Source organism: Actinoplanes couchii, assembly GCF_016862075.1.
GTDB classification, from domain to species: Bacteria; Actinomycetota; Actinomycetes; order Mycobacteriales; family Micromonosporaceae; genus Actinoplanes; species Actinoplanes couchii.
This window is the reverse complement of record NZ_BOMG01000019.1, coordinates 47,178-70,397: the sequence shown is the minus strand read 5'-3', so window position 1 is coordinate 70,397 and position 23,220 is coordinate 47,178. Positions and strand designations below refer to the sequence as shown.

Here is a 23,220-nt window from a genome sequence, read left to right as displayed (position 1 = left end):
GGCCAGGCTGGCCGGGATGGCCGGCGTAGCCGGGGTCAGCGGACGATTTCGCCCTCGATGGCTCCGGCTGCGGGGCGTGGGGACGAGGGCTCGTCGACCACCACCACCGACACCGGGTCGGCCTGGTGGACGCGGACCTTGCGGGGGCCGAACAGGTCGCTGGTGGCGGCGCCGCCCAGACGGCGCTCGGCCAGGCGCTCCGCACCTCGGCGGGCCAGGGTGCGGCCCGGGGGCACCAGCAGGAGCAGGCCGGCCACCGCGGTCACGAAACCGGGAATGGCCAGGAGCAGGGCTCCGAACAGACCGATCAGCGAGTTGCTCACCTCGGCGCCGGGTGGGCGGCCGGCGCGGGCGGCCTCCTGGAAGGCACGGAAGCCCTTGATGCCCTCACGGCGCAACAATGCCAGGCCGGCGACGCTGGACGCGGCCAGGGCCAGGATGGCCCAGCCGAAGCCGATGGCGTGCGCGACCGACACGAAGGTCACGAACTCGGCGAACGCCAGCAGCGGGAAAACGAACGGGAGAAAGGCCAGTCTGCTCCGGCGCATCGCAAGAACCTCCGAGGGGTGTCGCCAGCCCGTCTCACGACGGGCTGACGTCAAGCATGCCACCTCACGGCCAGGTGCTGCCCTGTCGCGGCTTGCGATTGAGCAGGCCGAGCAGGGTCTCCTTGCGGTGCTGCACACCCCACGCGGTGACCCTGAGCAGTTGTTCCTTGAAGATGTTGCCGCTCATCTTGGAGACGCCGATTTCGCGCTCGGTGAACGTGATCGGCACCTCGACGATTTTGAACCCCTGCTTGTACGCCCGCCAGGTCATCTCGACCTGGAAGGAGTAGCCGGTCGAGGCGATCGTCGCGACGTCGATCTTGTCCAGCACGCCGATCCGGTAGGCCCGGTATCCGGCGGTGGCGTCCTTGAACGGCATCCCGAGGGCCATCCGGATGTACAGGTTGCCGCCACGGGACAGCAGCAGCCGCCGCAACGGCCAGTTGTGCACCGTACCGCCGGGAATGTATCTCGTGCCGATGACCGCGTCGTGGTCGGGCAGCGCGTCCAGCAGCCGGGTCAGCTCCTCCGGGGCGTGCGAGCCGTCCGCGTCCATCTCGACGACGACGTCGTAGCCCTTGTCCTTGGCCCACTGGAAACCGGCCTTGTAGGCGGCCCCGAGGCCCTCCTTGCCGGCCCGGTGCAGGACGAAGATGTGGTCGTCGGCCTCGGCGAGCTCGTCGGCGATGGCTCCGGTGCCGTCCGGGGAGTTGTCGTCGGCGACCAGGATGTCAACGTTCGGAACCGCCTTGCGGGTCCGGTCGACGATCAACCGGACATTGTCCGACTCGTTGTAGGTGGGAATGATCACGAGGACCCGTCCCACTCCCGGGTATCCTTCCGCCTCGCTCACTGTTCCTCCGAAACCTTCACGCTGTCCCCGTCGATAGAGTCCCGCCAGCGCCGCAGGGGCAGCACACCGACGAGGGCGATGACCGTAGCAACGACGAGCACCACCTCGGGCCGATTGCCCGAACGGGTCGCCAGCGTACGCGGTCCGTCCAATTTCATGTCACGCACCACCACGGCAGCGGTGTTGAAACCGGTCGAACCGTGCACGGTACCTTCAGCGTCCACGAAAGCGGACACACCGACCGTCGAGACCATCAGCCCCTCACGACCGTGTTCCACCGCTCTGAGCTGCACCATCGCCAGCTGCTGGAGGGCTTCGGCCTCGTTGAACGTGGCGTTGTTGGTCTGCACCGTGAGGATCTGCGCGCCCCCGTCGACGACATCCTTGACCAGCCCGTCGTACGCCACCTCGAAGCAGATGACGTCGCCGACCGTGACCGCACCGGTGTCGATGACACCCGGATGGTCGCCCGCGAGCATGTTGCTGACGAGATCGGCCCGCTCGCTGACCACCCGGGCGATCGACCGCAGCGGCATGTACTCGGCGAACGGCACCGGATGCCGCTTCGCGTACTGCTGGGCCAGGTCCGGGCCGGTGCCCGGGTTCCACAGGATGCCGACGTTGTAGTTGTCGCGGGGGACGTCGGTGCGCTGCAGGGTGCCGACCAGGATCGGGGCCTTCACGGTGTCGGCGGCGTACTGGATCTGCTCGCCGGCGTCACTGTTGCGCAACGGGTCGATGTCGCTGGAGTTCTCCGGCCACACCACCAGCGACGGCTGCTTCTGCTTGCCCGATGCGACGTCAGCGGCCAGCTGCACGGTGGCCTTGACGTGGTTGTCGAGCACGGCGCGGCGCTGGGCGTTGAAGTCCAGCCCGAGCCGGGGCACGTTGCCCTGCACGATCGCGACGGTGGTCGACGGGCCGGTCGTCGCGGTGAGCGGCAGCGCCGCCGGGCCGCCCAGCAGGACCGCCACGACCACGGCGAACCCGGCCGCACCCAGAACCCCGGAACGCCGCCAGAACAGCGCCACGAGGGCGCCTCCGGCCACGGTCACGACGAAGGTGACGAGCGGCGCTCCCCCGTACGCCGCAAGTCGCAGTGTCGGGGAGTCGCCCTGGCTGAACGCGATGCGGCCCCACGGGAATCCCCCGAACGGGGTGCGGTCGCGCAGGAACTCCTGAGTCGTCCAGATCAGCCCGGCCAGCAGCGGCCACAGCGCCCGCCACCGGTCGACCAGCGGCGACACCCACGCCCCGGCGAGACCGGCCAGGCCGATGTACAGCGACTGCAGCACCGCCAGGATGATCCACGGCAGCCAGCCGGCGCCGATGGTGGTCCACTCCAGCAGCGGCACGAACAGCACCAGGCCGGCCAGCATGCCCAGACCGAACCCGGCCCGCAGCCGGCGCCGGTGCACCGCCGCGGCCAGCAGGGCCACACCGGCCGGGGAGAGCCACCACAGGTCGAACGGCGGTAATGCGAGGAGTAACGCGGCACCGGCGGCGACGGCGAGTGCCGCGGCCACCGGAAGCCGGAGAGGGCGGCGTGACCCGCCGGGCGGGGCGGACCCCGGCTCGGCCAGCGCCGGAGGGGGCAGTGTCATTTCCACGCGTGGCAGGCTACCCGCCCGCGAGCTGCGACGACGGAGGGGCGCGGTCACGGTTCGACCACGCCCCTCGGGTGCTCCACCCCTGCCCATGAGCGGCGCTATCCGGGGACTTTCGCCCTGACCTTCGGACCGACTCGCCGCGTGCCGGATGCCCGCGCCGTGCCGTTGTCTAACGGTCAGGACCTGATCTCCCGGAGGGGCCGCCGAAGCGGCCCGCCCGCACCGCCCCGCTCACTCCCGTCCCCTGGACCTGGCTGAACGCGCGACCCCAGCGAGGACTGCGGCCAGTGGAAGGGAGAGCGAAACATGGAAGCAGGACTCGAAGACGGTACGTCGATCCCCCGCCCGCCTGTCAACCGGGTCCCCGTGTCGCGGCGTGTCGCATCCACGGGCGTGTCATGTCCTGTACCCGATCAGGTCATGGTCCGGACATCTCGAGACACCGGAGCGGACCGATGCATATGCGGCCGCGACCACGGCACCGGCCCGTCCGGACGGTACCGCCACGACGCGCCGGACATCGATGGCCGACAGCGCCCGGAGGGGCCGGCGAGGCGTACGTCACCTCTGGAAGATGGCCTCCCCGTCCAGCACCGTGCGGACACACACCGGGCGCTCCGGGACCACGTCGTCGGCCTCCGGCAGCAGCACCGGCAGACCACCGGAAACCCCGGCCGGCGTCTCCCACACCGCGAACGTCGCCGCCGCGCCGGGCTTCAGGATGCCCGCGTCGTCCACCCCCGCCGCCCGCCAGCCGCCGGCGCTGCTCGCCGCGAACGCCGACCGCACGCTCAGCCGGAACCGGGGGTTGTGCGGCGCCGCGGCCGCCACCACCATCGCCCACGGGTCCAGCGCCGTCACCGGCGAATCCGAACCGAACGCCAGCGCCACCCCGGTCGCGTGCATAGCCCCGATCGGGTTGCTGGCCAGCGCCCGCTCCACCCCGAGCCGCTGCGCGTACATCCGGTCGGTGCCGCCCCACAGCGCGTCGAACACCGGCTGCACCGAGGCGATCACCCCGAACTCCACCATCCGCGCGATCATCGCCTTGTCGATCAGCTCGACGTGCTCGATCCGGTGCCGGCCCTCGCGCAGCCGGTCGACGCCGACCTGCTTGGCCGCCAGCGCGAAGCCCTCCAGCACGGTCGCGATCGCGGCGTCCCCGATCGCGTGGAAACCGCCCTGGAAACCCGCCCGCACGCAGTCCAGCAGATGGTCGGCGGCCTGCTCGGCGGTCACGAACGCCTCACCGCAGCCGTGGTCGCCGTCCAGATAGGGAGAGCGGACCGACGCCGTCCGCGAGCCGAGAGCCCCGTCCGCATACAGATCCCCGGCCGCCCCGTGCGCGCCCAGGTCCCGTGCCCGGTCGACACCGCCCAGCTCGCCCCAGTAGCCGAACACCCGGGGCAGCCCCCGCCCGGACAGCGACAGCACCGACGTGAAGTCCTCCTCGCTGGAGGTGCCCGGGCCGCCGCACTCGTGCACCGCCGCGATCCCCAGCGACGCCGCCCGCGACAGCGCCGTCCGCTGCGCCGACTCCCGGTCGGCAGGAGACAGGGAACCCAGAGCGATTTCGCGTACGGCGTGATGTGCCGCCTCGCGCACCCAGCCCGACTCGTCGTAACCGTGCACCCCGCGCGCGGCCGGCAGGAGCGCCGAGGACGCCAGCGCCGAGTGCACCGACGCCTGCGACAGATAGACCCGCCGCCCACCGGCCGCCCGGTCCAGCTCCCCGGCCGACGGCGGTGTCTGGTCCTGCCACGTCGACTCGTCCCACCCGTGCCCGTGCACCACGCCGTCGGCCGGCCGGGTCGCCGCGAACGCCGCCACCCGGTCCAGCAGCTCCCCCGGTGACCGGACCGCCGACAGGTCCAGCCCGTCGAACGCCAGGCCGGTGTCGGTGGCGTGCACGTGTGCGTCGACGAACGCCGGGGTCACCAGCGCGCCGCCCAGATCGACGGTGACGTCGGCGGCCGGAGCGTCGGCGCCGTCACCGAGCCAGGCGATCGTGCCGCCGCCGGTGACCATCGCCGTGGCGCGGGGTTCCGCAGCCGAATAGAAGCGGCCGTTCAGGTAGCGGACCGATGGAGTCTTCGTCATGCCGGTCAGTCTGCCGCCCTCCCCGCATCGCTGCCAGAGTGCTACCACGCTGTCCTGGGTACGGTTAACCGCCCATTTGGAAACACATGAAACAATCGCGATCGAGGGGCTGTCAACCGTAGATTTTCCGTTACATCGCTACCTGGACCGGAGATTCTCCGGTAGCTTGGGCCGCAGTCCAACATCAGGAGGATCCGGTGGGAGAACCCGAGGCAGGCCAGCCGTACGAGTACCGCCGGCGCGAGCTGATCGAGCCGGACTGGACCAGATTCCCCGGCTGGCGTGACGTCACCACGGCCCAGTGGCAGTCCGCCCAGTGGCAGCGGGTCAACTGTGTGAAGAACGTCCGGCAGCTGCGTGCGGTCCTCGGCGATCTCGTCGACGAGAGCTTCTACACCGACCTGGAGACCGACCAGCGCGAGCTGGCCACCATGTCGATGCTGCTGCCCCCGCAGATGACCAACACGATGGTCCCGGACCGGGCACCGGACACCGCCGCGCTGCTCGCCGACCCGATCCGCCGCTACATGCTCCCGGTCGCCTCCGACCGGCACACCGACTGGCCGTCCCACCCGCACGCCACCCGCGACTCCCTGCACGAGCACGACATGTGGGTCGCCGAGGGCCTCACCCACCGCTACCCCACCAAGGTGCTCGCCGAGCTGCTCTCCACCTGCCCGCAGTACTGCGGGCACTGCACCCGGATGGACCTGGTCGGCAACAGCACCCCCACGGTCGCCAAGCTTAAACTGCTGCAGAAACCCGCGGACCGTTACGAGGCCCACCTGGCCTATCTCAAGGCCCACCCCGGCGTCCGTGATGTGGTGGTCTCCGGCGGCGACGTCGCCAACGTCCCGTGGAAACAGCTCGAGCAGTATCTGATGGGCCTGCTCTCGGTCCCGACCGTGCGCGACATCCGCCTCGCCACCAAGGCCCTGGCCGGCCTGCCCCAGCACTGGCTGCAGGACGACGTCGTCGAGGGCATGCACCGGGTCGCCGTCACCGCCGAGCGGCGCGGCGTCAACCTGGCCGTGCACACCCACGTCAACCATGTGAACTCGCTGACGCCCACGGTGGCCCGCGCCGTTCGTACCCTGCTGGAAGTGGGTGTCCGTGACGTCCGCAACCAGGGTGTCCTGATGCGCGGCGTCAACGCCCGGGTCACCGACCTGCTCGACCTGTGCTTCGCGCTGCAGGGTGAGGCCGGGATCCTGCCCTACTACTTCTACATGTGCGACATGATCCCCAACGCGGAGCACTGGCGGGTGCCCGTCTGGCAGGCCCAGCAGCTGCAGCACGACATGATGGGATATCTGCCCGGGTACGCCACTCCGCGGATCGTGTGCGACGTGCCCTTCGTCGGCAAGCGCTGGGTCCACATGGTCGCCGACTACGACCGTGAGCACGGCATCTCGTACTGGACCAAGAACTACCGCACCTCGATCGAGGCCGGGGACAGCGAGGCGCTCGGCAAACAGTTCGCCTACTACGACCCGATCGACTCGCTCCCGGCATCCGGCCAGGCGTGGTGGCGCAAGCAGCAGCAGCAGGAGGCGACGGCTGCGGCTTGATGGACATGACAGAGGGCGAGACCCGAATCGGATCTCGCCCTCTGTCATTATCGGCCCACGAGCCGCCGGATGAACCTGATGCCCTCGACCGCCCTCACGGTCGCTGAGACTCCCCGGCAGCCGCTGGCTAGCTGAAGGTGTCGCGGACGTCCCGGCCGGCGTCCTTGACGTGCTCACCGGCCTGCTTCGCGTGCGCCGCCGTCTCCTGGGCCTTGCCCTCGGCGATGAGGCGCTCGTTGTCGGTCGCCTGGCCGACGCCCTGCTTGGCCTTGCCGGCCAGTTCCTCGGCCTTGTTCTTGACCTTGTCGGTGATGCTCATGCGCCCGCCCTCCTTGGTCTTGTGCAGCGGTTCTGCGGTCTTGCCTACGAGAAGTAGGTTGCCCCGCCGGCGATCACTTGAAACAGCCCGTGTCACGGCCCACTCCCCCGAGTGCCGTCACGGGGAGATCGCGGGGCTGCGGCGGCGGCCCAGCCGACACCCGGCGACGCCCTCCGACGCCCGGCAGCGCCCGGCGAAGGTCGGCAGCGCCCAGCGAAGGTCGGCAGCGCCCAGCGACGACCGGACAGAGGTCGACGTGGCCCGACGGAGGCCGGGATGCGGGTCGGCGGCGTTGGGATTGCGGGCGGGCGGCCCGGGCCTCGCATCCGGCCGACGCCACCGGGGAGGCGGCCGGCGTCGGTGAAGGTTGGGTACCGGGTCTGCCGCTGTATGCCATCAGGCACCACCGGGAACCTCGCTTTGCTCTCACGCGATGTGTCGAACGGGCGGCGCGATGTGTCGAACGGGTGGGAGGTCTCGCCGTCGGCGGGAAGGGTGGAATCGCCGTCGGTTCTGCGGACGTTTTCGTGTCGCTCCCACGTGATCCAACGGCGGCCACGAGGCCGGCGGCCTCGTCCCGCCTTACAGCGCTTGGGCCGTCCTGGGACCGAGGGGCGCGGCCGACCTAGAACCAAGGGGGCACCGACTGGCCTAGGACCAAGGCGGCACTACCGGTCTAGGACCAAGAGGGCACGGCTGGCCTGAGACCGAGGGGCACGGCTGGCCCAGGACCGAAGGGCACGGCTGGCCTGGGACCAAAGCGGCACGCCTGGCCCAGGACCGAAGGGCACGGCTGGCCTGGAATCAAGGGGGCACGACTAGGATCGGTGAGTGTATGGCTGGCCTGGGGAGGCCCTCGACTGGCTGCTGCCCGGGGACGTGGGGCGGGTTGTCGAGGTGGGTGCCGGGACCGGGCGGCTCACCCGGCGGCTGTGGGAGCGTGGGCTGGACGTGGTGGCGGTGGATCCGTCGGTGGCGATGCTCGGTGAGTTGCGCCGGGCCGTGCCGGGGGTGGCCACGCATGTCGGGGACGCTGGGGCTATTCCGCTGCCGGACGGGTGTGCCGATGTGGTGGTGGCCGGGGAGAGCTGGCACTGGGCCGATCCGGTGCGGGCGCCGGCCGAGGTGGCCCGGGTTCTGCGCGGCGGCGGGCGGCTGGCGCTGATCTGGAACGCCCGCGACGACCGGGTCGACTGGGCCGCCCGCCTCGGCGAGATCGTCGGCAGCCCGGACGCCCGGCGGCAGCCTCGGCTCGGGCCGCCGTTCGGGCCCGCCGACCGGGCCACCTTCGCCTGGTCCCATCCGCTGCGTTCGGACCAGCTGATCGAACTGGTCACCGGCCGCGGCAACATCGTCCTGCTGCCGGCCGACGAGCGGGCCGCCGTGCTCGCCCAGGTTCGGCAGCTGCTGGCCACCCACCCGGCATTGCTCGGCCGCGGCTCCTACGACCTGCCCTGCGTCACCGAGTGCGTCACCGCGACCGCCCTGACCCGCCCTTGACCCACCGCCCACCCTGCACGACCCACATCTGACATGCCCGCAACCCACCGCCCGCCCGCACGACCCGCGCCTGACATGCCCGCAACCCGCCGCCCACCCTGCACGACCCGCGCCTGGACCCCGATCCGCTCGGAAAACCGGAATCACCCGCCCGAACCGCGCGGATCGCGCGACCCGCGCTGGGCTTGCTGGGAGACCGCCGCCCGACCCGCCCGGGACCACCGCCCGGCCCGCCCCGGACCATCGTCCGGCCCGACGGGCCTGCCTGATCCGCGAGCCCGCCCGACACCTACCCGGCCCACTCGGCCCCCGCGGACCGCCCGGCACCTACCCGGCCCACTCGTTCCGTCCGGCCCGCGTGGCGACTGCCGGGAGCCACTGTCCGGCCCGCCTGAACCGGTCGAAGGCCGACCCGCGGCGGTCGAAGGCCGCCCCGCGGCGGTCGTCATGGGCGTAGGGCCGCCTTGGCGGCGGTGAGGGATCGGTGCAGGCTCTCGCCGGACGGGTCGGTGGCCAGCAGGTCGTCGATGATCTCGCGGAAGGTGGCGGTGTCCTCGGTGTCGGTCAGCAGGAAGTCGCTGGCCGGGGTTTCGATGAAGACCACGTCCAGGTCGGCGTCCTCGGCGAAGGTGAGCAACTCGAACGTGCCGCCCAGGCCGGGATGCACGCCGAGGCGCAGCGGCAGCACCACCAGGCGGACCCCCGCCCGGCCGGCCATCTCGGCAAGATGGTCCAGCTGGCCGGCCATCACGTCGGGGCCGCCCACCGGGCGCAGCAGCACCGCCTCGTCGACGACCTGGCTGACCCGGGGCGCGAATTCGCCGGCGAGCCGCTGCCGCAGCGTCGCCTGGCGTTTCAGCCGGACGTCGACGATGGTGCGGACCTGCCGGTCGCGGGCCGGGCGGCGCAGCACCGACGACGTCACGGCCAGGGCGTAGTCCGGGGTCTGCAGCAGGGGCGGGACGTAGGTGGCCTGGTAGCCGTACAGATGGGAGGCGTCGTTCTCGAAGGCGATGAAGTTGGTGAAATCCTCGCCGAAGTGCTCGTCGCGCCACCACATCCGCTGCCGGGACGCCACCGACAGGCGGACCAGTCGGCGCAGCTCGGCGTCGGCGGCCACCCCGTAGTGCCGGGCCAGGGCTTCGACCTCGACCGGCTGGATGGTGACCTTGCCGTTCTCGATCCGGTTCAGTTTGGACAGTGACCAGTGCATGGACCTGGCCACCGTGGCGGCCGGCCGCTCGTCACGCAGGAGCCGGAGGTCTTTGGCGAGCAGTGCCCGGGCGATCGCCGGGCCGGGGTTCGGGTCGGTCACGAGCCTCCCTTCACACGCCCCTCCACCTTAGTCCGCTGCACATTGCAGATGAGGATCCTGAAAATACCCACAAAACGGGCAAATGCGTGGGTACGATCCGGTCGTAACGACGACGACTATGGATCGGTGGGTGGCCGTGGAACAGTGGCGCAAGAGCACACACAGCAGCAGTGGCGCGTGTGTCGAGGTCGCTCCGCAACCCGAGCAGATCATGGTCCGCGACTCCAAGGACCCGGGCGGACCAGTGCTGACCTTCAACCGTCGCGAGTGGGCGGCCTTCATCAGCGGCGCCAAGGACGGCGAGTTCGACCTATAGGACGCTGGCCCGCATCTTCCACGATGTACGGCGCGGGTGGGCCGGCAGCGCGATCCGGCCCGTGCACCACAGAAGTACCTCGGACGGGTCACCCGCCGGGGCGTCCGGGAACAGCCGGGACAGGACCGCCGCGGACAGGCGCCGCGGCGGGGCCCACGGGATCGTCAGGCCCCGGGTCACGTCCCAGGTGTGCACCAGGGTCTCGTTGACACCCATCGCGGCGAAGCCCGCCGGGTCGGTGGGGCCCCAGTGCCAGGCCCGCGCCTCCGGGCCCGCCGTGCGCAGCACCGACGACAGCATCGCGCCGCACGCGGCCGCCACCCGCAGGATCACGGCCGGCGCCGTGCCCGGGCGGACCCCCAGATCCAGCGGCAGGTACGCGTCGGGCACCCGGCCCGCCAGCTGGGTCGCGTAGGCGGTCAGGTCGTGGGCCACGTGCGCGGCCGTCTCGGCGCACGTCCAGTCGAGGTCACCCGCTCGTACCGACCAATCGTGGTGTTGCACCGGCACCAGGACACGCTGCATCTGTTCGACGGCGGCTTCCACATCCCCGGCATCCATGCCGACCATCATGCGTGACAGCATCGGGCCATGCCCAAGAAGGTGGACCGGCTGCAGCGGCGCACCCTGATCGCCGACGCGCTGATGCGGGTCGCGGCCGAGCACGGTCTGGAAGCGGTCAGCCTGCGGCACGTGGCGGCCGAGGCGGGCGTGTCGGCGGGCATGGTGCAGCACTATTTCAGGACGAAGGCCGAGATGATGGCCTTCGCCATGGACGTCGTCCGGGAGCGCAACCAGGTCCGGGTCACCGAGGCGGTCGGGCGGCTCGGCGACACGCCGGAGCCCCGGGAGCTGCTGCGCACCATCATCACCACGCTGCTGCCGCTGGACGACGAGTCGCGGGCGGACGGGCGGGTGGCGCTGGCGTTCCTCGCCTGGACGGCGGTGCGGCCGGGGGCTTCGGCAGTGCTGCGGGAGGAGACCGGGCAGATGGCCGGGTTCTTCGCGAGCCTGTGCCCCGTACCGCAGCAGGCTCGTGGTCTTCTGGCTCTGATGGAGGGTCTCGGCGTGTACCTGCTCGGCGGGCAGTACACCCCGCAGGAGGCCCGGGCGGCACTGGACGGGCACCTGGATCTGCTGTTCGGCAGACCATAGTCCGGGAATTGGCCTGCGGAGGGCCCGGCCGCAGTGGCTAGGCTTCGGCTTCGGCACTGGTCACGACCCGGAGGTCCCCGATGAAGCAGGCGCAGCGGCTCAAGGCCGTCCGTTACGACATTCGCGGGCCGGTCCTGCGCCGGGCGATCGAGCTGGAGGACGCCGGCAACCAGATCATCAAGCTGAACCTCGGCAACCCGGCGCCGTGGGGCCTCGCCACGCCCGATCCGATCGTCGCCGACGTCGTCCACAACCTGAAGAGCGCGCAGGGCTACAGCGACGCGCGGGGAATATACTCGGCGCGGGTCGCGGTCGCGCAGAAGTACCAGCTGCAGGGCGCCACCACGGTCCAGCCCGAGGACGTGATGCTCGGCAACGGCGTCTCCGAGCTGATCGTGATGTCATTGCAGGCGCTGCTGGACACCGGTGACGAGGTGCTGGTGCCGTCGCCGGACTACCCGTTGTGGACCGGCGCGGTGTCGCTGTGCGGTGGGCGGGCCGTGCACTACCGGTGTGACGAGAGCAACGGGTGGCAGCCCGATCTGGAGCATCTCGCGTCCCGGATCACCGCGAACACCCGCGCCATGGTGATCATCAACCCGAACAACCCGACCGGCGCGGTCTACTCCCGCGCGACCCTCGCGGGCATGCTGGACATCGCCCGCCGGCACGGTCTGCTGGTCTTCGCCGACGAGATCTACGACAAGATCGTGTACGACGACGCGGTCCACCACACCGCCGCGTCGATCGCCCCCGACGTGCCGATGATCAGCATGGGCGGGCTGTCCAAGACGCACCGGGCCGCCGGGTTCCGGTCCGGCTGGCTGGCGGTGACCGGCTTCGGGCCGCAGGACACCGACTACCTCGAGGGCCTCCAGCTGCTGGCCAACATGCGCCTGTGCCCCAACGTGCCGGCGCAGCACGCGATCCAGACCGCGCTCGGTGGTTACCAGTCGATCGAGCCGCTGGTGCGGCCCGGCGGCCGGCTCTACGACCAGCGGGAGCACGCGTGGCAGTCACTGACCGCCATTCCCGGGGTGGAGTGTTTCCGGCCCGAGGGCGCGCTGTACCTCTTCGCCAAACTCGACCCCGAGGTCCACAAGATCCGGGACGACGAGCGCCTGATCATCGACCTGCTGGAGGCGAAGCACCTGCTCCTGTCACACGGGAGCGGATTCAACATCGACACCCCTGATCACGTACGGTTCGTCTTCCTGGCTCCGGTGGACGTCCTGGACGAGGCGATCAACCGTTTCGCCGACTTCCTCTCCGGTTACCGTCAGTAGCCTGCCGGCTCCACCGGGAGCCAGAGTTCGCCGGTCGCGACGATCTCCGGGGCGGCCCGCAGGCGCCACGGGTTGGACGGGAACCACTCGGTGGCGGTGGCGGCCCAGATCCGCTGCAGGGTCTCCGGTTGCGGGCCCTCGGCCCGGAAGACCACCCAGCGGCCGGCCGGGACCTCGATGACGTCCAGGCCGGACGGTACCGGGGTGCCCGGCGACATCGCGACGCCGTACAGATAGGTCAGTTCGGTGCCTTCGGCCCGGTCGGGGTCCAGGTCGTCGCTGACGCCGAGCAGGCCGGCCGGGTCGGTGTCGCCGAGGGCCAGCAGGCGGGGGCGTGCGGTCGGCGGCAACGATCGGAGGTGCTGCCGGATGTGCTCGTTGACGCCGTGGTGGATCAGCGGCACCCGGGCGGCGTGACCCACCAGCCGGAAGGCGGGGCGGTCGACGATGCGGGCGTCCATCCGCTCGCTGCCCTCGACGGTCAGCCGGAACCGGAGCTGCGGTTGTGAGCGCAGCGGGCCGCCGGCGCGGCGCACCTCACCCGGCCCGGCGCCGTGGACCGCCCGGAACGCCCGCCCGAACGCCTCGGCCGAGCCGTAGCCGTACCGGATCGCGACGGTCAGCAGGTCCGGCTCACCCCGGACGACGTCGGCGGCGGCGACCGTCATCCGGCGGCGGCGCACGTACTCCGACAGCGGCATCCCGGCCAGCGACGAGAACATCCGCCGCAGGTGGTACTCGGTGGTGCCGAGCCGCCGGGCCACGTCCTTGACGTCGAGGTCGCCGGTCAGGTTCGCTTCGACGAGGTCGACCAGGCGGTTGAGCTCCGAGATCACACGGTCCTTCCTAGCAGGCCCGGTGCCGGCGGGGCCTGATCGCAACGGCGCGGAAGATGTCGGGCGACCGCGGCCGGTGCCGGCGATGCTGACGGGCATGGATGACACCACGCTGACGTCGCGGTTCCTGCGGGACGGGTTCGTGAAACTGGAGGGCGCCGTCGCCCCCCTCGTGGCCGAGCACTGTGCGCGGCTGCTGTGGCGGGAGACCGGCTGCGACCGCGACGATCCGGCGACCTGGACAAAACCGGTGCACTGGGTGGGCGAGATGACGCAGGGGCCGTTCGCCGCCGCGCCCAACTCACCGTACCTGCACCACGCCTACGATCTGCTCGCCGGGCCCGGGCGGTGGCTACCGCGCTACTCGCTGGGCTCGTTCCCGCTGCGGTTCCCGCACGAGGAGGAACCGGACGACGCGGGCTGGCACATCGAGGGCGGTTACCTGCCGGAGGGCGAGAACGGGAGCTGGCACTTCACCAACCTGCGGTCCCGAGGACGGGCACTGCTGATGCTGTACCTGTTCAGCGAGGTCGGGGAGGCGGACGCCCCGACCCGGATCCGGGCCGGCTCCCACCTCGACGTGCCGAAGGTGCTGGAGAAGCACGGCGACGACGGGGCGAGCATGCTCACCCTCGCCCCCGAACTGGAAGCGGCGTCCCGGCATCGGCCGACCGTGCTGGCCACCGGGTCGCCGGGCGACGTCTTCCTGTGCCATCCGTTCCTGGTGCACGCGGCGCAACCGCATCACGGCACGCGGCCGCGGTTCCTGGCTCAGCCGCCGCTGATGCCGGACGCGCCGTACGATCTGGACCGGGCCGACGGCGACCATTCGCCGGTGGAGATCACCATTCGGCAGGGGCTGGGGCGGTGAGCAGGGCCAGCGCCTCGTGCAGGCGGGCGCGGGCCCAGGCGTACGACTCGGGGTCGTCGAACTGCCGGAACGTCGGCTCGATCGTCATGATCAGAGTCAGGTGCAGGGTGTAGAGGCGGCGGCGGGTGCGTTCGGCGGGCGTGACCGGGGACCGGCCGTAACCACGCACGAAGGCGGACGATTCGCCGTACGCCGGGAGATCGGTCGCCGTGAACCCGGCCTCCATCAGCGGGTCACCGAAGAACGCCCGCTCATGATCGATGATCGCCACCACGGCACCGTCCCGGACCAGCACGTTCGTGGACCACAGGTCCCACTCGACCAGGCAGGGCTCGGTGACCTCGTCGAGGCTGCCGGCGTGCGCGGCGATCAGCGCCCGGACCTCGTCGTAACCGATGCCGAGCGGCACCGACCGGCGCTCGCCGTCGTCCAGGACGGCGCCGATCATCCGGGTGAACGCCGCCCGCCACGTCGGGTCGCCGGGGCCGGACAGCGGGCCGAACGCCGGACCGCGGATGCCGTTGATCCGGCGGTTGAGCGCGCCGATCGCCGCACCGACGGTGTCCTGCTCGGCGGCGGAGAGCGTGCCGCGGACGGTGCCGAAATGCGGCGCGTCGACGAAGTCCATGAAGAACCAGTCGGCGTCGCACAGGTCGTGACTGCGGTCCGCGAAGTGCACCGCGGGCACCGGGACATGCCCCCGGAGCAGGCGCAACGCCTCCAGCTCGGTGGCCATCGCGCCGATCTCGTAGGTCATCACCTCGACACCGGCCGGTGGCGCGACCTTGAGGACCACCCGGGTGCCGGACCGCAGCGTGATCAGGTAGACCACGCTGAACCAGCCGTCACCCATCTCGGTGAACCAGCCGTCGCCGGACGGCACCTCCGCCGGGCCGTAGGCGCGCTCGATCATCGCCTGCAGCGCCGCCGGCGACTGCCGGTTCTTGGTGATGCTCTCCACCGGCGCTACTCGGCGGGTGTGACGATCTTGGGCGGCCGGTGCTCGTACGGTGTCGACAGCACCACCGTCGTCCGGGTCGTCACGTTCGCCGCCGTCCGGATGTCCTGCAACAGGCGCTCCAGGTCGGCCGGGGACTTCACCCGCACCAGGAGCAGGTAGAAGTCCTCACCGGCCACCGAATAGCACGAGTCGATCTCGGACAGGTGGGCGAGCCGCTCGGGCGCGTCGTCCGGCTGCGACGGATCGAACGGGCGGATCGCCACGAACGCCGTCAACGGCAGATCCAGCGCCTCGTACGACACCCGGGCCGTGTAGCCGTTGATCACCCCGCGCTGCTCCAGCCGCCGGACACGCTGATGCACCGCGGAGACGCTCAGGCCCACCCGCTCGGCCAAGTCGGTGTACGACAACCGGCCGTCCGCGGTCAGGGCCGACACGACAGCCTGGTCGATCTCTTCCACCGCGCCAGATTACTGCACCCGGGCCGCCGCACCTCACTTCGTCATCGACCGGGCGATCACCAGCCGCTGGATCTGGTTCGTGCCCTCCACGATCTGCAGCACCTTCGCCTCCCGGAACCAGCGCTCCACCGGATGGTCGGCGGAGTAGCCGTACCCCCCGAGCACCTGCACCGCGTCGGTGGTCACCCGCATCGCCATGTCGGTGGCGAACAGTTTCGCCTTCGCCGCCTCGATCGTGAACGGACGGCCGTGGTCCTTCAGCCGGGACGCGTTCAGCAGCAGCGCGCGGGCCGCGGACACCTGGGTGGCCATGTCGGCGAGCATGAAACCGAGGCCCTGGAACGACGCGATCGGCTTGCCGAACTGCTCACGCTCCTTCGCGTACCCGGTGGCGTAGTCGACAGCCGCCTGCGCCAGCCCCACCGCGCACGCGGCGATCCCGAGACGGCCCGCGTCGAGCGCCTTCATCGCGATGGCGAAACCCTCGTTCTCCACCCCGACCAGGCGATCTCTCGGCACCCGGGCGTCCTCGAGGACGATCTGCGCCGGCGCCGACGACCGCAGGCCCATCAGCCGCTCCGGCGCCTGGGGCAGCAGGCCCGGCGTCGACGCGTCGGCCAGCACGCACGAGATGCCCCGGGCGCCGTCCCCACCCGTACGGCAGAAGATGTTGTAGAAGTCCGCTCGTCCGCCGTGGGTGATCCACGCCTTCGTCCCGTTGAGCACGTAGTCGTCACCGTCGGCGACCGCGCGGGTGGTCAGGCCCGCCGCGTCGCTGCCGCCCTGCGGTTCGGAGAGCGCGTAGGCCCCCAGCAGCTCGCCGCCCACCATGTCGGGCAGCATCTTGCGCTGCTCCGGCGTGCCGAACCCGGCCACCGGGAAACACGACAGGGTGTGCACGCTGACCGCCTCGGCGATGCCCAGCCAGGTGCCCGCCAGGATCTCCAGGACCTGGACATACACCTCGTACGGCTGGGCGGCGCCGCCGTCGGCCTCCGGATAGGGCAGCCCGAGCAGCCCGGCCCGGCCCAGGGTCCGCAGCACCTCACGGGGGAACTCGCCGCGCGCCTCGAAGTCGTCGACCTTGCCGGCCAGCTCACGGGTGGCGAGCTCGGCGGTCAGGTCGAGCAGGTCGTGTGCTTCAGGGGTGGGAAGCAGTCGGTCAACGCTCATGACCTCAGCCTAACGATCGTTCATCGGATTGTGGGTGACACGGCCGGTCGCCGGGCAGGACTACCGTGTTGCCGCATGGAAGAACCTGCCCGGCACTACTGGAACACGATCGGCGCGGCCAAGGAGTTCACCCACCCGATGGATCTCTCGTGGCTGGAAGGGATCAGCCGGGACTCGCGGATCCTCGACTACGGGTGCGGGTACGGGCGGATCGCCGGGCAACTCGCCGACGCCGGGTTCGGGCGGATCACCGGGGTGGACGTGTCCGCCGCGCTGATCGAGCGGGGACGAGCGGCCCGGCCCGGGCTCGATCTGCGTGTCCAGGCGGACCCGCCACGGCTGGCGGCGGCTTCCGGGAGCGTCGACGTGGCCGTGCTGTTCGCCGTGCTCACCTGCGTGCCGGCCGACCGGGACCAGCGGGCGCTGGTGACCGAACTGGACCGGGTGCTGGCGCCCGGCGGGCTCGTCCACCTCAGTGACCTGCTGCTGCAGTCCGACGAGCGCAACCTGCGGCGGTACGCCGGCGGCTCCCCGTACGGGGTGTTCACCACCGGGGACGGCGCGGTGTGCCGCCATCATGCGGCGGAGCACCTGCGAGGGCTCTTTCCCGGGTACGCGGTGGTGACGGAGCGCCGGGTCACGGTGGCGACCATGAACCGGAACAGCGCGGAGGCCCTGCAGCTGCTGGTGCGCAAACCAGGGAGCGCGGATGTCTGACCGGACGCGGATCGTGGTCACCGACGACGGGATCACCGTGACGTACGTGAGTGCGCCCCGGGTCTCCGTCTTCGGCAAGGTCATGCAGGAGGGCGGCGAGAGCGCGTACGAGGTGCCCTGGGACGAGGTCTCCGTCGTCCGGCTGAGAATGATCGCCTGGGTGCCGGACGACGAACCGGCCCCGGAGATGACGATCGACCTGACCTGGGGCGAGTTCTTCGAGATCCACAGCGACGCGGAGGGCTTCACCGAGGCGGTGGCCGAGCTGTGCCGCCGGTCCGGAACGCCCCTGCCCGGCTCCCCCGGCTCCTCCGGCGACGGCGACGGCGACGGCAACGGCAACGGCGGCGACGGCGACGGCGACGGCGGCGACGGCGACGGCGACGGCAACGGCGGCGACGGCGGCGACGGCGACGGCGACGGCGGCGACGGCGGCGACGGCGACGGCGACGGCAACGACGGCGACGGCGACGGCGACGGCGACGGCGACGGCGACGGCGACGGCGGCGACGGCGACGGCGACGGCGACGACGTGGAGATCTGGCCGGGCGGGTAGACGGCCACCCGGCGGAACCCCGGCCCTACCCCGGGGCCCCGCCGGTGGTCGGCTCAGATGGTCAGGTCGGCCGGGTCCGGCTGCGGCACGTCACGCAGGTGCCGGTTGTGGCGGGGCTCCTGCCGGGTCTTGGCGTCGTTCAGCCGGCGCCGCAGGTCGTCGCGGCAATCCATGACGGCCGCGTGCAGGTCCTCCAGGGACGAGGTGGTGACGATCTTGTCGCCGCCACTGAGGAACGCCTCCAGGGTCACCTTCTGGCCGGGCGCGGTGCGGTCCTTGACCGAGATCTCCAGTGCGGTGGAGTCCTCGTGGAACGACGCGAGCCGGGTGTCCAGGGTGCCGAGCAGCTCCTCGATCCAGTTGCGGTCCCCCTGCGAGAATCCGGCCCCCATCCGCAGGCACTCCGCGACGGTGGCCGGGTTGGCGACGGCGCTCATCTGATCTCCTCTGTCCGGCGAAACGGTCAGAGATCCCATACCCAACCCGACCAGAACGAATCGAGATCGACCCTCACCACTGCCGCCCGCGCGGACGGGTGGTCAGGCGACCGGGACCGGGGCGGCGGGGACCGACGGCGCCGCCGGCGCGCCGAGCCAGACCACCCGGGGCTGCCCGTCCGGCTGCAGAGGTGCGAACGGGCTCTCCTGCGGGCGGCGGGGGTGCCCGTCGGCGAGCCGCCGGTACTCCTGCGGGCTCACCCCGCGTTCCCGTTTGAAGGCGGCACTCAGCGCGAACGCGCTCCCGTACCCCACGTGCCGGGCCACCGTGCCGATGGTCGCGTCGCCGCGGCGCAGCATGTCGGCGGCGAGGGTGAGACGCCACCGGGTCAGGTAGGTCATCGGGGGCTCGCCGACCAGGTCGGTGAACCGGCGGGCCAGCGAGGCCCGGGACACGCCGGCCCGGGTGGCCAGGGACGCCACCGTCCACTGGTGGGCGGGCTCCTCGTGCAGCATCCGCAGGGCGGGGCCGACGACCTGGTCGCTCTGGGCGTGGTGCCAGCCGGGCACGCTGGTGTCGGAGGAGGCGAGCCAGCTGCGCAGGACCGAGATGAGCAGCAGGTCGAGGATCCGGTCGAGGACGAGCTCCTGGGCCGGGCCGGTGCGGCTCATCTCCTGACCGAGCAGGGTGACCAGGGTGTCGTCGCCGTCGGCGGCGGGGCGCACCAGCAGGGTGGGCAGGGCACGCAGCAGCCGGGTGCTGATCTCGCTGTGCAGCTGGTAGGTGCCGCTGATCATGACGGTCCGGCTGTCCAGGCTGTCGCCCCAGGTGCGGACGCCGAGGTCCATCACCTCGCTCTGGTCGGCGCCGTCGATGGTGGTGCACCGCTGGCCGGGGTGGATGACGATCTGCACCGGGGTGCCGGGGTCGTCGGCGACGGTGTAGTGGTCGGGGCCGCGGATGACGGCGACGTCGCCGGGGTCGATGCGCACCGGGCCGCCGTCGCGCGGGGTGATCCAGGCGGTGCCGCGGACCGGTGTGACCAGGGAGAGGGGCGCCTCGTCCCGGATGCTCAGGCACCACGGCGGGTCGAGGACGGACCGGAGCAGGAAGGCACCCCGGGCACGCGGTTCGTCCAGCAGGCCGGTCAGGGTGTCCATAGTGGCAGCGTATCGGCTACAGGTGCCGGCAGCTAGACGATGAAACATGTCGGAGAGCCTCTTGACCATGTTGAGTCCAGCCCGGATCCGATTGAATGGATCCGACCAGATGACTTTCGGAAAGGTGTCCCGGCACATGACGACCACGATCCTGTTCATCGCCGCCGTCTCGCTCGGGTTGATGGCCGGCCTGTTCTACGGGTTCGCGGGCTCCGTCATGCCGGCGCTGCGCGGGACCGACGACAAGACGGTCATCGACGTCATGCAGCGGATCAACGTGTCCATCCAGAACCCGGTGTTCGGCCTGCTGTTCGTCGGCTCGCTGATCGCCACCGGGGTGGCCACGTTCCAGCAGTTCTCGGCCGGCCACCCGTCGGTGTGGATCCCGCTGGCGATCGGGCTGCTGCTGTACGTCGCGACCCTGGTGATCACCTTCGGGGTGAACATCCCGCTGAACAACCGGCTGGCCGCGGCCGGGCCGGCCCGGGGCGTGACCGACCCGAAGCGGGTGCGGGACGCGTTCTTCGGCCCCTGGGTGCGGGCCCACCACCTGCGCACCCTGACCAACACCGGCGCGTTCGTCGCGGTGGTCTGGGCGCTGATCCAGCACGGACAGCTGTGACCCTCCTGGAGGATCTGCTCCCGCCCGGGATCCGGTGCGCCGTCGCCTTCGACGACGACGCGCCGGCCCCGCTCTTCCCCGCCGAGCAGGAGCTGATCGTGGGTGCCACGCCGGCCCGGCGGAGCGAGTTCGCCACCGTCCGGAGGTGCGCCCGGCAAGCCCTGGCCGAACTGGGGCACCCGCCGATGCCGATCGTGCGGGGGCCGGGCGGTGCGCCGGTCTGGCCCGAGGGCGTGGCGGGCAGCCTGACCCATTGCCGGGGTTTCCGGGCCGCGGTGGTGGCGCCGACGTCGGTGGCCGCGTCGCTGGGTATCGACGCGGAGCCGGCCGGCCCGCTCCCGAACGGGGTGCTCGGTCTGATCAGTTCCGGTCAGGAGCGGGAGGATCTGGCGCGGTTGTCCGTCGTACGGGCGGAGGTGCCCTGGGAGAAGGTCCTGTTCGGTGTGAAGGAGGCCTTCTACAAGGCGTGGTTCCCGCTCACCGGTCGCTGGCTCGGCTTCCGGGACGTGGTGGTGACCCTGGATCCGGAGGGTGGTTTCACCGCGGTGCCGGTCGCCGGGCAGCCGGGTGACCCGGTGCTGCCCGGCGGTCGGTGGAGTGTGCACGACGGACTCCTGCTGGCCGCGATCGCGGCTCAGCCGCGCGAGGAAGCGGCCGACGCCTTGCCGTGCAGGTAGAGGGCCGGCGCCAGCAGCGCCAGGCCGGCCAGGTTGAAGAAGGTCCGCAGATCGTTCACCGGCACCCAGGTGTGCTCGAAGTCGCCGCGGACCCGGGCCAGGTCGCTGATCCGGCTCGGATCACCGGCCGCCGCCAGGGTCTCGTTGAGCGGGATCTCCACCGCCATGGTCAGGCCGAGCACCAGCAGGTAGGCGAAGGCCGCCGCGGCGGTCCAGATCGCGGCGGCCCACCGCCCGCGGCGGAACAGCTGGACGGCGGCGGCCACCGGGAAGGCGAAGGCGCCGACGAAGACCAGGCCGAACAGCCCGTTCTCGATCTTGTCGTTGATGTGCTGCATCGCCGTGACGAAGGTCAGGTCGTCGCTCACCGCGAGGCCGGGCATGACCGAGACGGTGAAGGCGAAGAAGATCCCGGCCATCAGGCCCATGCAGACCGTCGACGCGATCAGGGTGGCGGTCACCCGCCGGGTTCCCCGTGGGCCGGGACGAGCCTGCCGCGGTACGGCCGGGTAGGGCACCGCATAGGGAGGGTTGCTGGACATGACGCCCTTTCCGAAAGTGTTTCTCAGGCGGCCGGGTCGAGGGTGAGCAGGCCGTTCTCGAGGCGGGCCGCCGACCGGCAGAGCCCGGGGAAGTCCGAGGCCGCGGCCCCGGAGCAGAGCAGGGCGACGCCGCTGTCGCGCAGTCCGGCCAGGGTGGCGCCGAGCCGGGTCCGGCCGCGTGGGGTCAGCCCGGTGCCCGGTTCGTCGAGGACCAGCACCCGCGGCCGGTGCAGCAGGGCCACCGCGACGCTGAGTTCGCGCAGGGTGCCGGTGGTGCAGCGGGCCACCGGGTCGTCGCGGCGGGTGGTGAGGCCGACCTGGGCCAGCGCGCCGGCGATGCGCAGCTGGTGTTCGCTGTCCGGCAGGTCGCCGATCCGGGCCCACAGGGACAGGTTCTCGCCGATCGTCCCGGAGCTGAGCAGGACCGAGCTGCGGGCCACGTAACCGACGGTGGCGGGCAGGTCCGCGGGTTCGATCCGCTCGACCGGGGTGCCGAGCAGGTGGACCGATCCGGTGCCGGATTCGAGCAGGCCGCACACCATGGCGACGATCGCCGAGCGGGCCGGCGCGTCCGACCCGAACAGGCCGAACGCCTCGCCGGCGTGGATGTCGAAGGACACTCCGTCGACGACGGCCTGCCCTTCGGCGCGGTAGGACAGACCGCGGCAGCGGACGACACGTTCCCGGGCGTCCGCTTGCGCGCCGCCCGATCCCCGGGCGGACAACCCGGTGGTGTGCCAGCGGATGCTCCCGGCGGTGTCGGGTGGGATGTGGCGGCGGGCGCCGCCCGGACCCGGCGGTACGTCCAGGGTGGTGTCCAGCGACATGGTGCCCCCAGTCGAGGAAGAAGTGGGTCGGACAGGTCAGATCAGGGCCAGCACCGGGTCGACGGTCCGCTGGTAGCGCATCTTCAGGACGGTGTTGCCGAGCAGCCGCAACGGGGTCGGGATGCCCGCGCCGACCTGCCTGATCACCGCCGGGTCGGCGTCGTCGAACATCCAGGGCTGCAGGTACGACATGACCCGCGGCGGCGCGGAGCCGATGATCCGCTGTTCGATCGAGAGGTACTGGGCGACGGTCAGGTGCCCGGCCAGCACCGGGAAGATCGCCGCCTCCTCGTGCCGCAGGTGGTCCACCAGGATCTGGTGGAAGCGGTGTGCGGCGGGGGCCAGCGCGGTCAGCCCGGTGGACCGGCGCATGTTCGCCGAGACCTGGGCCATCGACTCCTCCAGGGCGGAGTGGTCGTGCAGCATCTCCCGTTCGATGGCGTCGAACTCCGGCACCAGGGCCCGCAGCGACGGCCAGAGCACCTCGTCCTCGCTGTGGTGGTGCCAGTCGATGACGTCGTGCAGTTGCCGCCACCAGGAGTTGAGGCCGGAGTGGGTGCCCGGGGTGGCGTTCGGGGCGGCGTCCACCAGCCGCTGGGCGTCGCGGCGCATGCCGACGTGCATCAGCGCGAAGGCCCGCAGGTGCTCCGGTAGCGAGTGGACACCGTTCTCACTGGACATGGCTGGGCGCACGAGCGACTCCTTCGATGCGGCGACGGCTGCTCGAACGGCCAGGTGGGAACGCCGAGCGTCATGTGACCATTACAACCAGCGAGAGCTGGACGGTCCATAGTCGTCGGGCTCAG

General features: G+C 71.4%; 25 protein-coding genes and 1 pseudogene. 10 read left to right on the top strand and 16 right to left on the bottom strand.

All coding sequences use genetic code 11. The features are described from left to right. Window positions 1-35: 35 nt before the first annotated feature. The 4 genes from Aco03nite_RS04525 to Aco03nite_RS04510 all read right to left on the bottom strand — a co-directional run bounded on the left by Aco03nite_RS04525 (window position 36) and on the right by Aco03nite_RS04510 (window position 5,111). Complete coding sequence (locus Aco03nite_RS04525; RefSeq protein ID WP_203793313.1) at window positions 36-548, bottom strand: FxsA family protein; 513 nt, start codon at window positions 546-548, stop codon at window positions 36-38. 64 nt (window positions 549-612) lie between these two features. Next, window positions 613-1,401: a polyprenol monophosphomannose synthase gene (locus Aco03nite_RS04520; protein ID WP_203793312.1), complete on the bottom strand. Its 789-nt coding sequence runs from the start codon at window positions 1,399-1,401 to the stop codon at window positions 613-615. Beyond that, window positions 1,398-3,005: an apolipoprotein N-acyltransferase gene (gene lnt, locus Aco03nite_RS04515; RefSeq protein ID WP_203793314.1), complete on the bottom strand. Its 1,608-nt coding sequence runs from the start codon at window positions 3,003-3,005 to the stop codon at window positions 1,398-1,400. Before lnt ends, Aco03nite_RS04520 begins: the two co-directional genes overlap by 4 nt. A 567-nt stretch (window positions 3,006-3,572) precedes the next feature. Further along, complete coding sequence (locus tag Aco03nite_RS04510) at window positions 3,573-5,111, bottom strand: amidohydrolase (protein WP_203793311.1); 1,539 nt, start codon at window positions 5,109-5,111, stop codon at window positions 3,573-3,575. A gap of 197 nt (window positions 5,112-5,308) precedes the next feature. Here Aco03nite_RS04510 and Aco03nite_RS04505 point away from each other — a divergent pair, with 197 nt between their 5' ends. Further along, entirely contained in the window at window positions 5,309-6,682 is a 1,374-nt protein-coding gene (locus Aco03nite_RS04505) for a KamA family radical SAM protein (RefSeq protein ID WP_203793310.1), read from the top strand. 127 nt (window positions 6,683-6,809) lie between these two features. Here the strand turns inward: Aco03nite_RS04505 and Aco03nite_RS04500 are convergent, their stop codons facing one another. Continuing rightward, window positions 6,810-7,001, bottom strand: coding sequence for a CsbD family protein (locus Aco03nite_RS04500; protein ID WP_203793309.1), 192 nt, complete (start codon window positions 6,999-7,001; stop codon window positions 6,810-6,812). 831 nt (window positions 7,002-7,832) lie between these two features. Between Aco03nite_RS04500 and Aco03nite_RS04495 the strand changes: the two genes are divergently transcribed. Next, complete coding sequence (locus Aco03nite_RS04495) at window positions 7,833-8,501, top strand: class I SAM-dependent methyltransferase (RefSeq protein WP_203793308.1); 669 nt, start codon at window positions 7,833-7,835, stop codon at window positions 8,499-8,501. A 445-nt stretch (window positions 8,502-8,946) separates the two neighbouring features. Here Aco03nite_RS04495 and Aco03nite_RS04490 read toward each other — a convergent pair whose 3' ends face one another. Continuing rightward, on the bottom strand, window positions 8,947-9,816 hold the full coding sequence (locus Aco03nite_RS04490) for a helix-turn-helix domain-containing protein (RefSeq protein WP_203793307.1): 870 nt from the start codon (window positions 9,814-9,816) through the stop codon (window positions 8,947-8,949). Between the two features lie 118 nt (window positions 9,817-9,934). Here Aco03nite_RS04490 and Aco03nite_RS04485 point away from each other — a divergent pair, with 118 nt between their 5' ends. Then, on the top strand, window positions 9,935-10,132 hold the full coding sequence (locus Aco03nite_RS04485; protein WP_203793306.1) for a DUF397 domain-containing protein: 198 nt from the start codon (window positions 9,935-9,937) through the stop codon (window positions 10,130-10,132). Here Aco03nite_RS04485 and Aco03nite_RS04480 read toward each other — a convergent pair. Beyond that, the gene (locus Aco03nite_RS04480) at window positions 10,127-10,693 is read right to left on the bottom strand and encodes a maleylpyruvate isomerase N-terminal domain-containing protein (protein ID WP_203793305.1); all 567 of its coding nucleotides are present in this window, start codon (window positions 10,691-10,693) and stop codon (window positions 10,127-10,129) included. The two genes, Aco03nite_RS04485 and Aco03nite_RS04480, sit on opposite strands and share 6 nt — an antisense overlap. Before the next feature lie 30 nt (window positions 10,694-10,723). Here Aco03nite_RS04480 and Aco03nite_RS04475 point away from each other — a divergent pair, with 30 nt between their 5' ends. After that, complete coding sequence (locus tag Aco03nite_RS04475; protein WP_203793304.1) at window positions 10,724-11,287, top strand: TetR/AcrR family transcriptional regulator; 564 nt, start codon at window positions 10,724-10,726, stop codon at window positions 11,285-11,287. Window positions 11,288-11,367: 80 nt separating this feature from the next. Continuing rightward, window positions 11,368-12,573, top strand: coding sequence for a pyridoxal phosphate-dependent aminotransferase (locus Aco03nite_RS04470; RefSeq protein WP_203793303.1), 1,206 nt, complete (start codon window positions 11,368-11,370; stop codon window positions 12,571-12,573). Here Aco03nite_RS04470 and Aco03nite_RS04465 read toward each other — a convergent pair. Continuing rightward, window positions 12,567-13,409: an AraC family transcriptional regulator gene (locus Aco03nite_RS04465; protein ID WP_203793302.1), complete on the bottom strand. Its 843-nt coding sequence runs from the start codon at window positions 13,407-13,409 to the stop codon at window positions 12,567-12,569. The two genes, Aco03nite_RS04470 and Aco03nite_RS04465, sit on opposite strands and share 7 nt — an antisense overlap. A 97-nt stretch (window positions 13,410-13,506) precedes the next feature. On the opposite strand from Aco03nite_RS04465, the gene Aco03nite_RS04460 reads away from it, so the two are divergent. Beyond that, window positions 13,507-14,280, top strand: a complete 774-nt coding sequence (locus Aco03nite_RS04460; protein WP_203793301.1) for a phytanoyl-CoA dioxygenase family protein — start codon at window positions 13,507-13,509, stop codon at window positions 14,278-14,280. Here the strand turns inward: Aco03nite_RS04460 and Aco03nite_RS04455 are convergent. From Aco03nite_RS04455 to Aco03nite_RS04445, 3 genes are read right to left on the bottom strand one after another with little or no spacing between them, the layout of a single operon-like run. Further along, window positions 14,252-15,241 (bottom strand): phosphotransferase family protein, encoded by a 990-nt coding sequence (locus Aco03nite_RS04455; protein WP_203793300.1) that lies wholly within the window; start codon window positions 15,239-15,241, stop codon window positions 14,252-14,254. The genes Aco03nite_RS04460 and Aco03nite_RS04455 overlap by 29 nt on opposite strands. Before the next feature lie 5 nt (window positions 15,242-15,246). Further along, window positions 15,247-15,702, bottom strand: coding sequence for an Lrp/AsnC family transcriptional regulator (locus Aco03nite_RS04450; RefSeq protein WP_203793299.1), 456 nt, complete (start codon window positions 15,700-15,702; stop codon window positions 15,247-15,249). A 33-nt stretch (window positions 15,703-15,735) separates the two neighbouring features. After that, window positions 15,736-16,875 carry an acyl-CoA dehydrogenase family protein gene (locus tag Aco03nite_RS04445; protein ID WP_203793298.1) on the bottom strand — a complete coding sequence of 380 codons (1,140 nt, stop codon included), beginning with the start codon at window positions 16,873-16,875 and terminating at the stop codon, window positions 15,736-15,738. 75 nt (window positions 16,876-16,950) lie between these two features. On the opposite strand from Aco03nite_RS04445, the gene Aco03nite_RS04440 reads away from it, so the two are divergent. Both Aco03nite_RS04440 and Aco03nite_RS04435 read left to right on the top strand, forming a co-directional pair. Continuing rightward, entirely contained in the window at window positions 16,951-17,592 is a 642-nt protein-coding gene (locus Aco03nite_RS04440) for a class I SAM-dependent methyltransferase (RefSeq protein WP_203793297.1), read from the top strand. Beyond that, window positions 17,585-18,148, top strand: coding sequence for a hypothetical protein (locus Aco03nite_RS04435; RefSeq protein WP_203793296.1), 564 nt, complete (start codon window positions 17,585-17,587; stop codon window positions 18,146-18,148). Before Aco03nite_RS04440 ends, Aco03nite_RS04435 begins: the two co-directional genes overlap by 8 nt. A gap of 53 nt (window positions 18,149-18,201) precedes the next feature. On the opposite strand, the gene Aco03nite_RS04430 is transcribed toward Aco03nite_RS04435, so the two are convergent. Both Aco03nite_RS04430 and Aco03nite_RS04425 read right to left on the bottom strand, forming a co-directional pair. Beyond that, the gene (locus Aco03nite_RS04430) at window positions 18,202-18,585 is read right to left on the bottom strand and encodes an HPF/RaiA family ribosome-associated protein (protein WP_203793295.1); all 384 of its coding nucleotides are present in this window, start codon (window positions 18,583-18,585) and stop codon (window positions 18,202-18,204) included. A gap of 237 nt (window positions 18,586-18,822) precedes the next feature. Then, window positions 18,823-19,746 (bottom strand): annotated as a pseudogene (locus Aco03nite_RS04425) (AraC family transcriptional regulator); the annotation flags it as partial. A gap of 136 nt (window positions 19,747-19,882) precedes the next feature. Here Aco03nite_RS04425 and Aco03nite_RS04420 point away from each other — a divergent pair. Next, window positions 19,883-20,368, top strand: a complete 486-nt coding sequence (locus Aco03nite_RS04420; protein ID WP_203793293.1) for an anthrone oxygenase family protein — start codon at window positions 19,883-19,885, stop codon at window positions 20,366-20,368. Continuing rightward, complete coding sequence (locus tag Aco03nite_RS04415) at window positions 20,365-21,045, top strand: 4'-phosphopantetheinyl transferase family protein (RefSeq protein ID WP_203793292.1); 681 nt, start codon at window positions 20,365-20,367, stop codon at window positions 21,043-21,045. The genes Aco03nite_RS04420 and Aco03nite_RS04415 overlap by 4 nt, the downstream gene beginning before the upstream one ends. Here Aco03nite_RS04415 and Aco03nite_RS04410 read toward each other — a convergent pair. The 3 genes from Aco03nite_RS04410 to Aco03nite_RS04400 are packed head-to-tail and all read right to left on the bottom strand — an operon-like array spanning window position 21,003 to window position 23,107. Further along, a complete protein-coding gene (locus Aco03nite_RS04410) occupies window positions 21,003-21,587 on the bottom strand; it encodes an anthrone oxygenase family protein (protein ID WP_203793291.1) in 585 nt (194 codons plus the stop codon). The two genes, Aco03nite_RS04415 and Aco03nite_RS04410, sit on opposite strands and share 43 nt — an antisense overlap. A 23-nt stretch (window positions 21,588-21,610) precedes the next feature. Continuing rightward, the gene (locus Aco03nite_RS04405; protein ID WP_203793290.1) at window positions 21,611-22,414 is read right to left on the bottom strand and encodes an ATP-binding cassette domain-containing protein; all 804 of its coding nucleotides are present in this window, start codon (window positions 22,412-22,414) and stop codon (window positions 21,611-21,613) included. A 36-nt stretch (window positions 22,415-22,450) separates the two neighbouring features. Next, the gene (locus tag Aco03nite_RS04400; RefSeq protein WP_203793289.1) at window positions 22,451-23,107 is read right to left on the bottom strand and encodes a hemerythrin domain-containing protein; all 657 of its coding nucleotides are present in this window, start codon (window positions 23,105-23,107) and stop codon (window positions 22,451-22,453) included. Window positions 23,108-23,220 lie beyond the last annotated feature (113 nt).

Bases quoted from the DNA above. Each gene is read 5' to 3' on its own strand.
- Aco03nite_RS04500 (WP_203793309.1), bottom strand. From the start codon at position 7,001: ATGAGCATCACCGACAAGGTCAAGAACAAGGCCGAGGAACTGGCCGGC.
- Aco03nite_RS04430 (WP_203793295.1), bottom strand. From the start codon at position 18,585: ATGAGCGCCGTCGCCAACCCGGCCACCGTCGCGGAGTGCCTGCGGATG.
- Aco03nite_RS04445 (WP_203793298.1), bottom strand. From the start codon at position 16,875: ATGAGCGTTGACCGACTGCTTCCCACCCCTGAAGCACACGACCTGCTC.
- Aco03nite_RS04435 (WP_203793296.1), top strand. From the start codon at position 17,585: ATGTCTGACCGGACGCGGATCGTGGTCACCGACGACGGGATCACCGTG.
- Aco03nite_RS04420 (WP_203793293.1), top strand. From the start codon at position 19,883: ATGACGACCACGATCCTGTTCATCGCCGCCGTCTCGCTCGGGTTGATG.
- Aco03nite_RS04475 (WP_203793304.1), top strand. From the start codon at position 10,724: ATGCCCAAGAAGGTGGACCGGCTGCAGCGGCGCACCCTGATCGCCGAC.
- Aco03nite_RS04470 (WP_203793303.1), top strand. From the start codon at position 11,368: ATGAAGCAGGCGCAGCGGCTCAAGGCCGTCCGTTACGACATTCGCGGG.
- Aco03nite_RS04440 (WP_203793297.1), top strand. From the start codon at position 16,951: ATGGAAGAACCTGCCCGGCACTACTGGAACACGATCGGCGCGGCCAAG.
- Aco03nite_RS04525 (WP_203793313.1), bottom strand. From the start codon at position 548: ATGCGCCGGAGCAGACTGGCCTTTCTCCCGTTCGTTTTCCCGCTGCTG.
- Aco03nite_RS04485 (WP_203793306.1), top strand. From the start codon at position 9,935: ATGGATCGGTGGGTGGCCGTGGAACAGTGGCGCAAGAGCACACACAGC.
- Aco03nite_RS04510 (WP_203793311.1), bottom strand. From the start codon at position 5,111: ATGACGAAGACTCCATCGGTCCGCTACCTGAACGGCCGCTTCTATTCG.
- Aco03nite_RS04480 (WP_203793305.1), bottom strand. From the start codon at position 10,693: ATGGATGCCGGGGATGTGGAAGCCGCCGTCGAACAGATGCAGCGTGTC.
- lnt (WP_203793314.1), bottom strand. From the start codon at position 3,005: ATGACACTGCCCCCTCCGGCGCTGGCCGAGCCGGGGTCCGCCCCGCCC.
- Aco03nite_RS04410 (WP_203793291.1), bottom strand. From the start codon at position 21,587: ATGTCCAGCAACCCTCCCTATGCGGTGCCCTACCCGGCCGTACCGCGG.
- Aco03nite_RS04405 (WP_203793290.1), bottom strand. From the start codon at position 22,414: ATGTCGCTGGACACCACCCTGGACGTACCGCCGGGTCCGGGCGGCGCC.
- Aco03nite_RS04460 (WP_203793301.1), top strand. From the start codon at position 13,507: ATGGATGACACCACGCTGACGTCGCGGTTCCTGCGGGACGGGTTCGTG.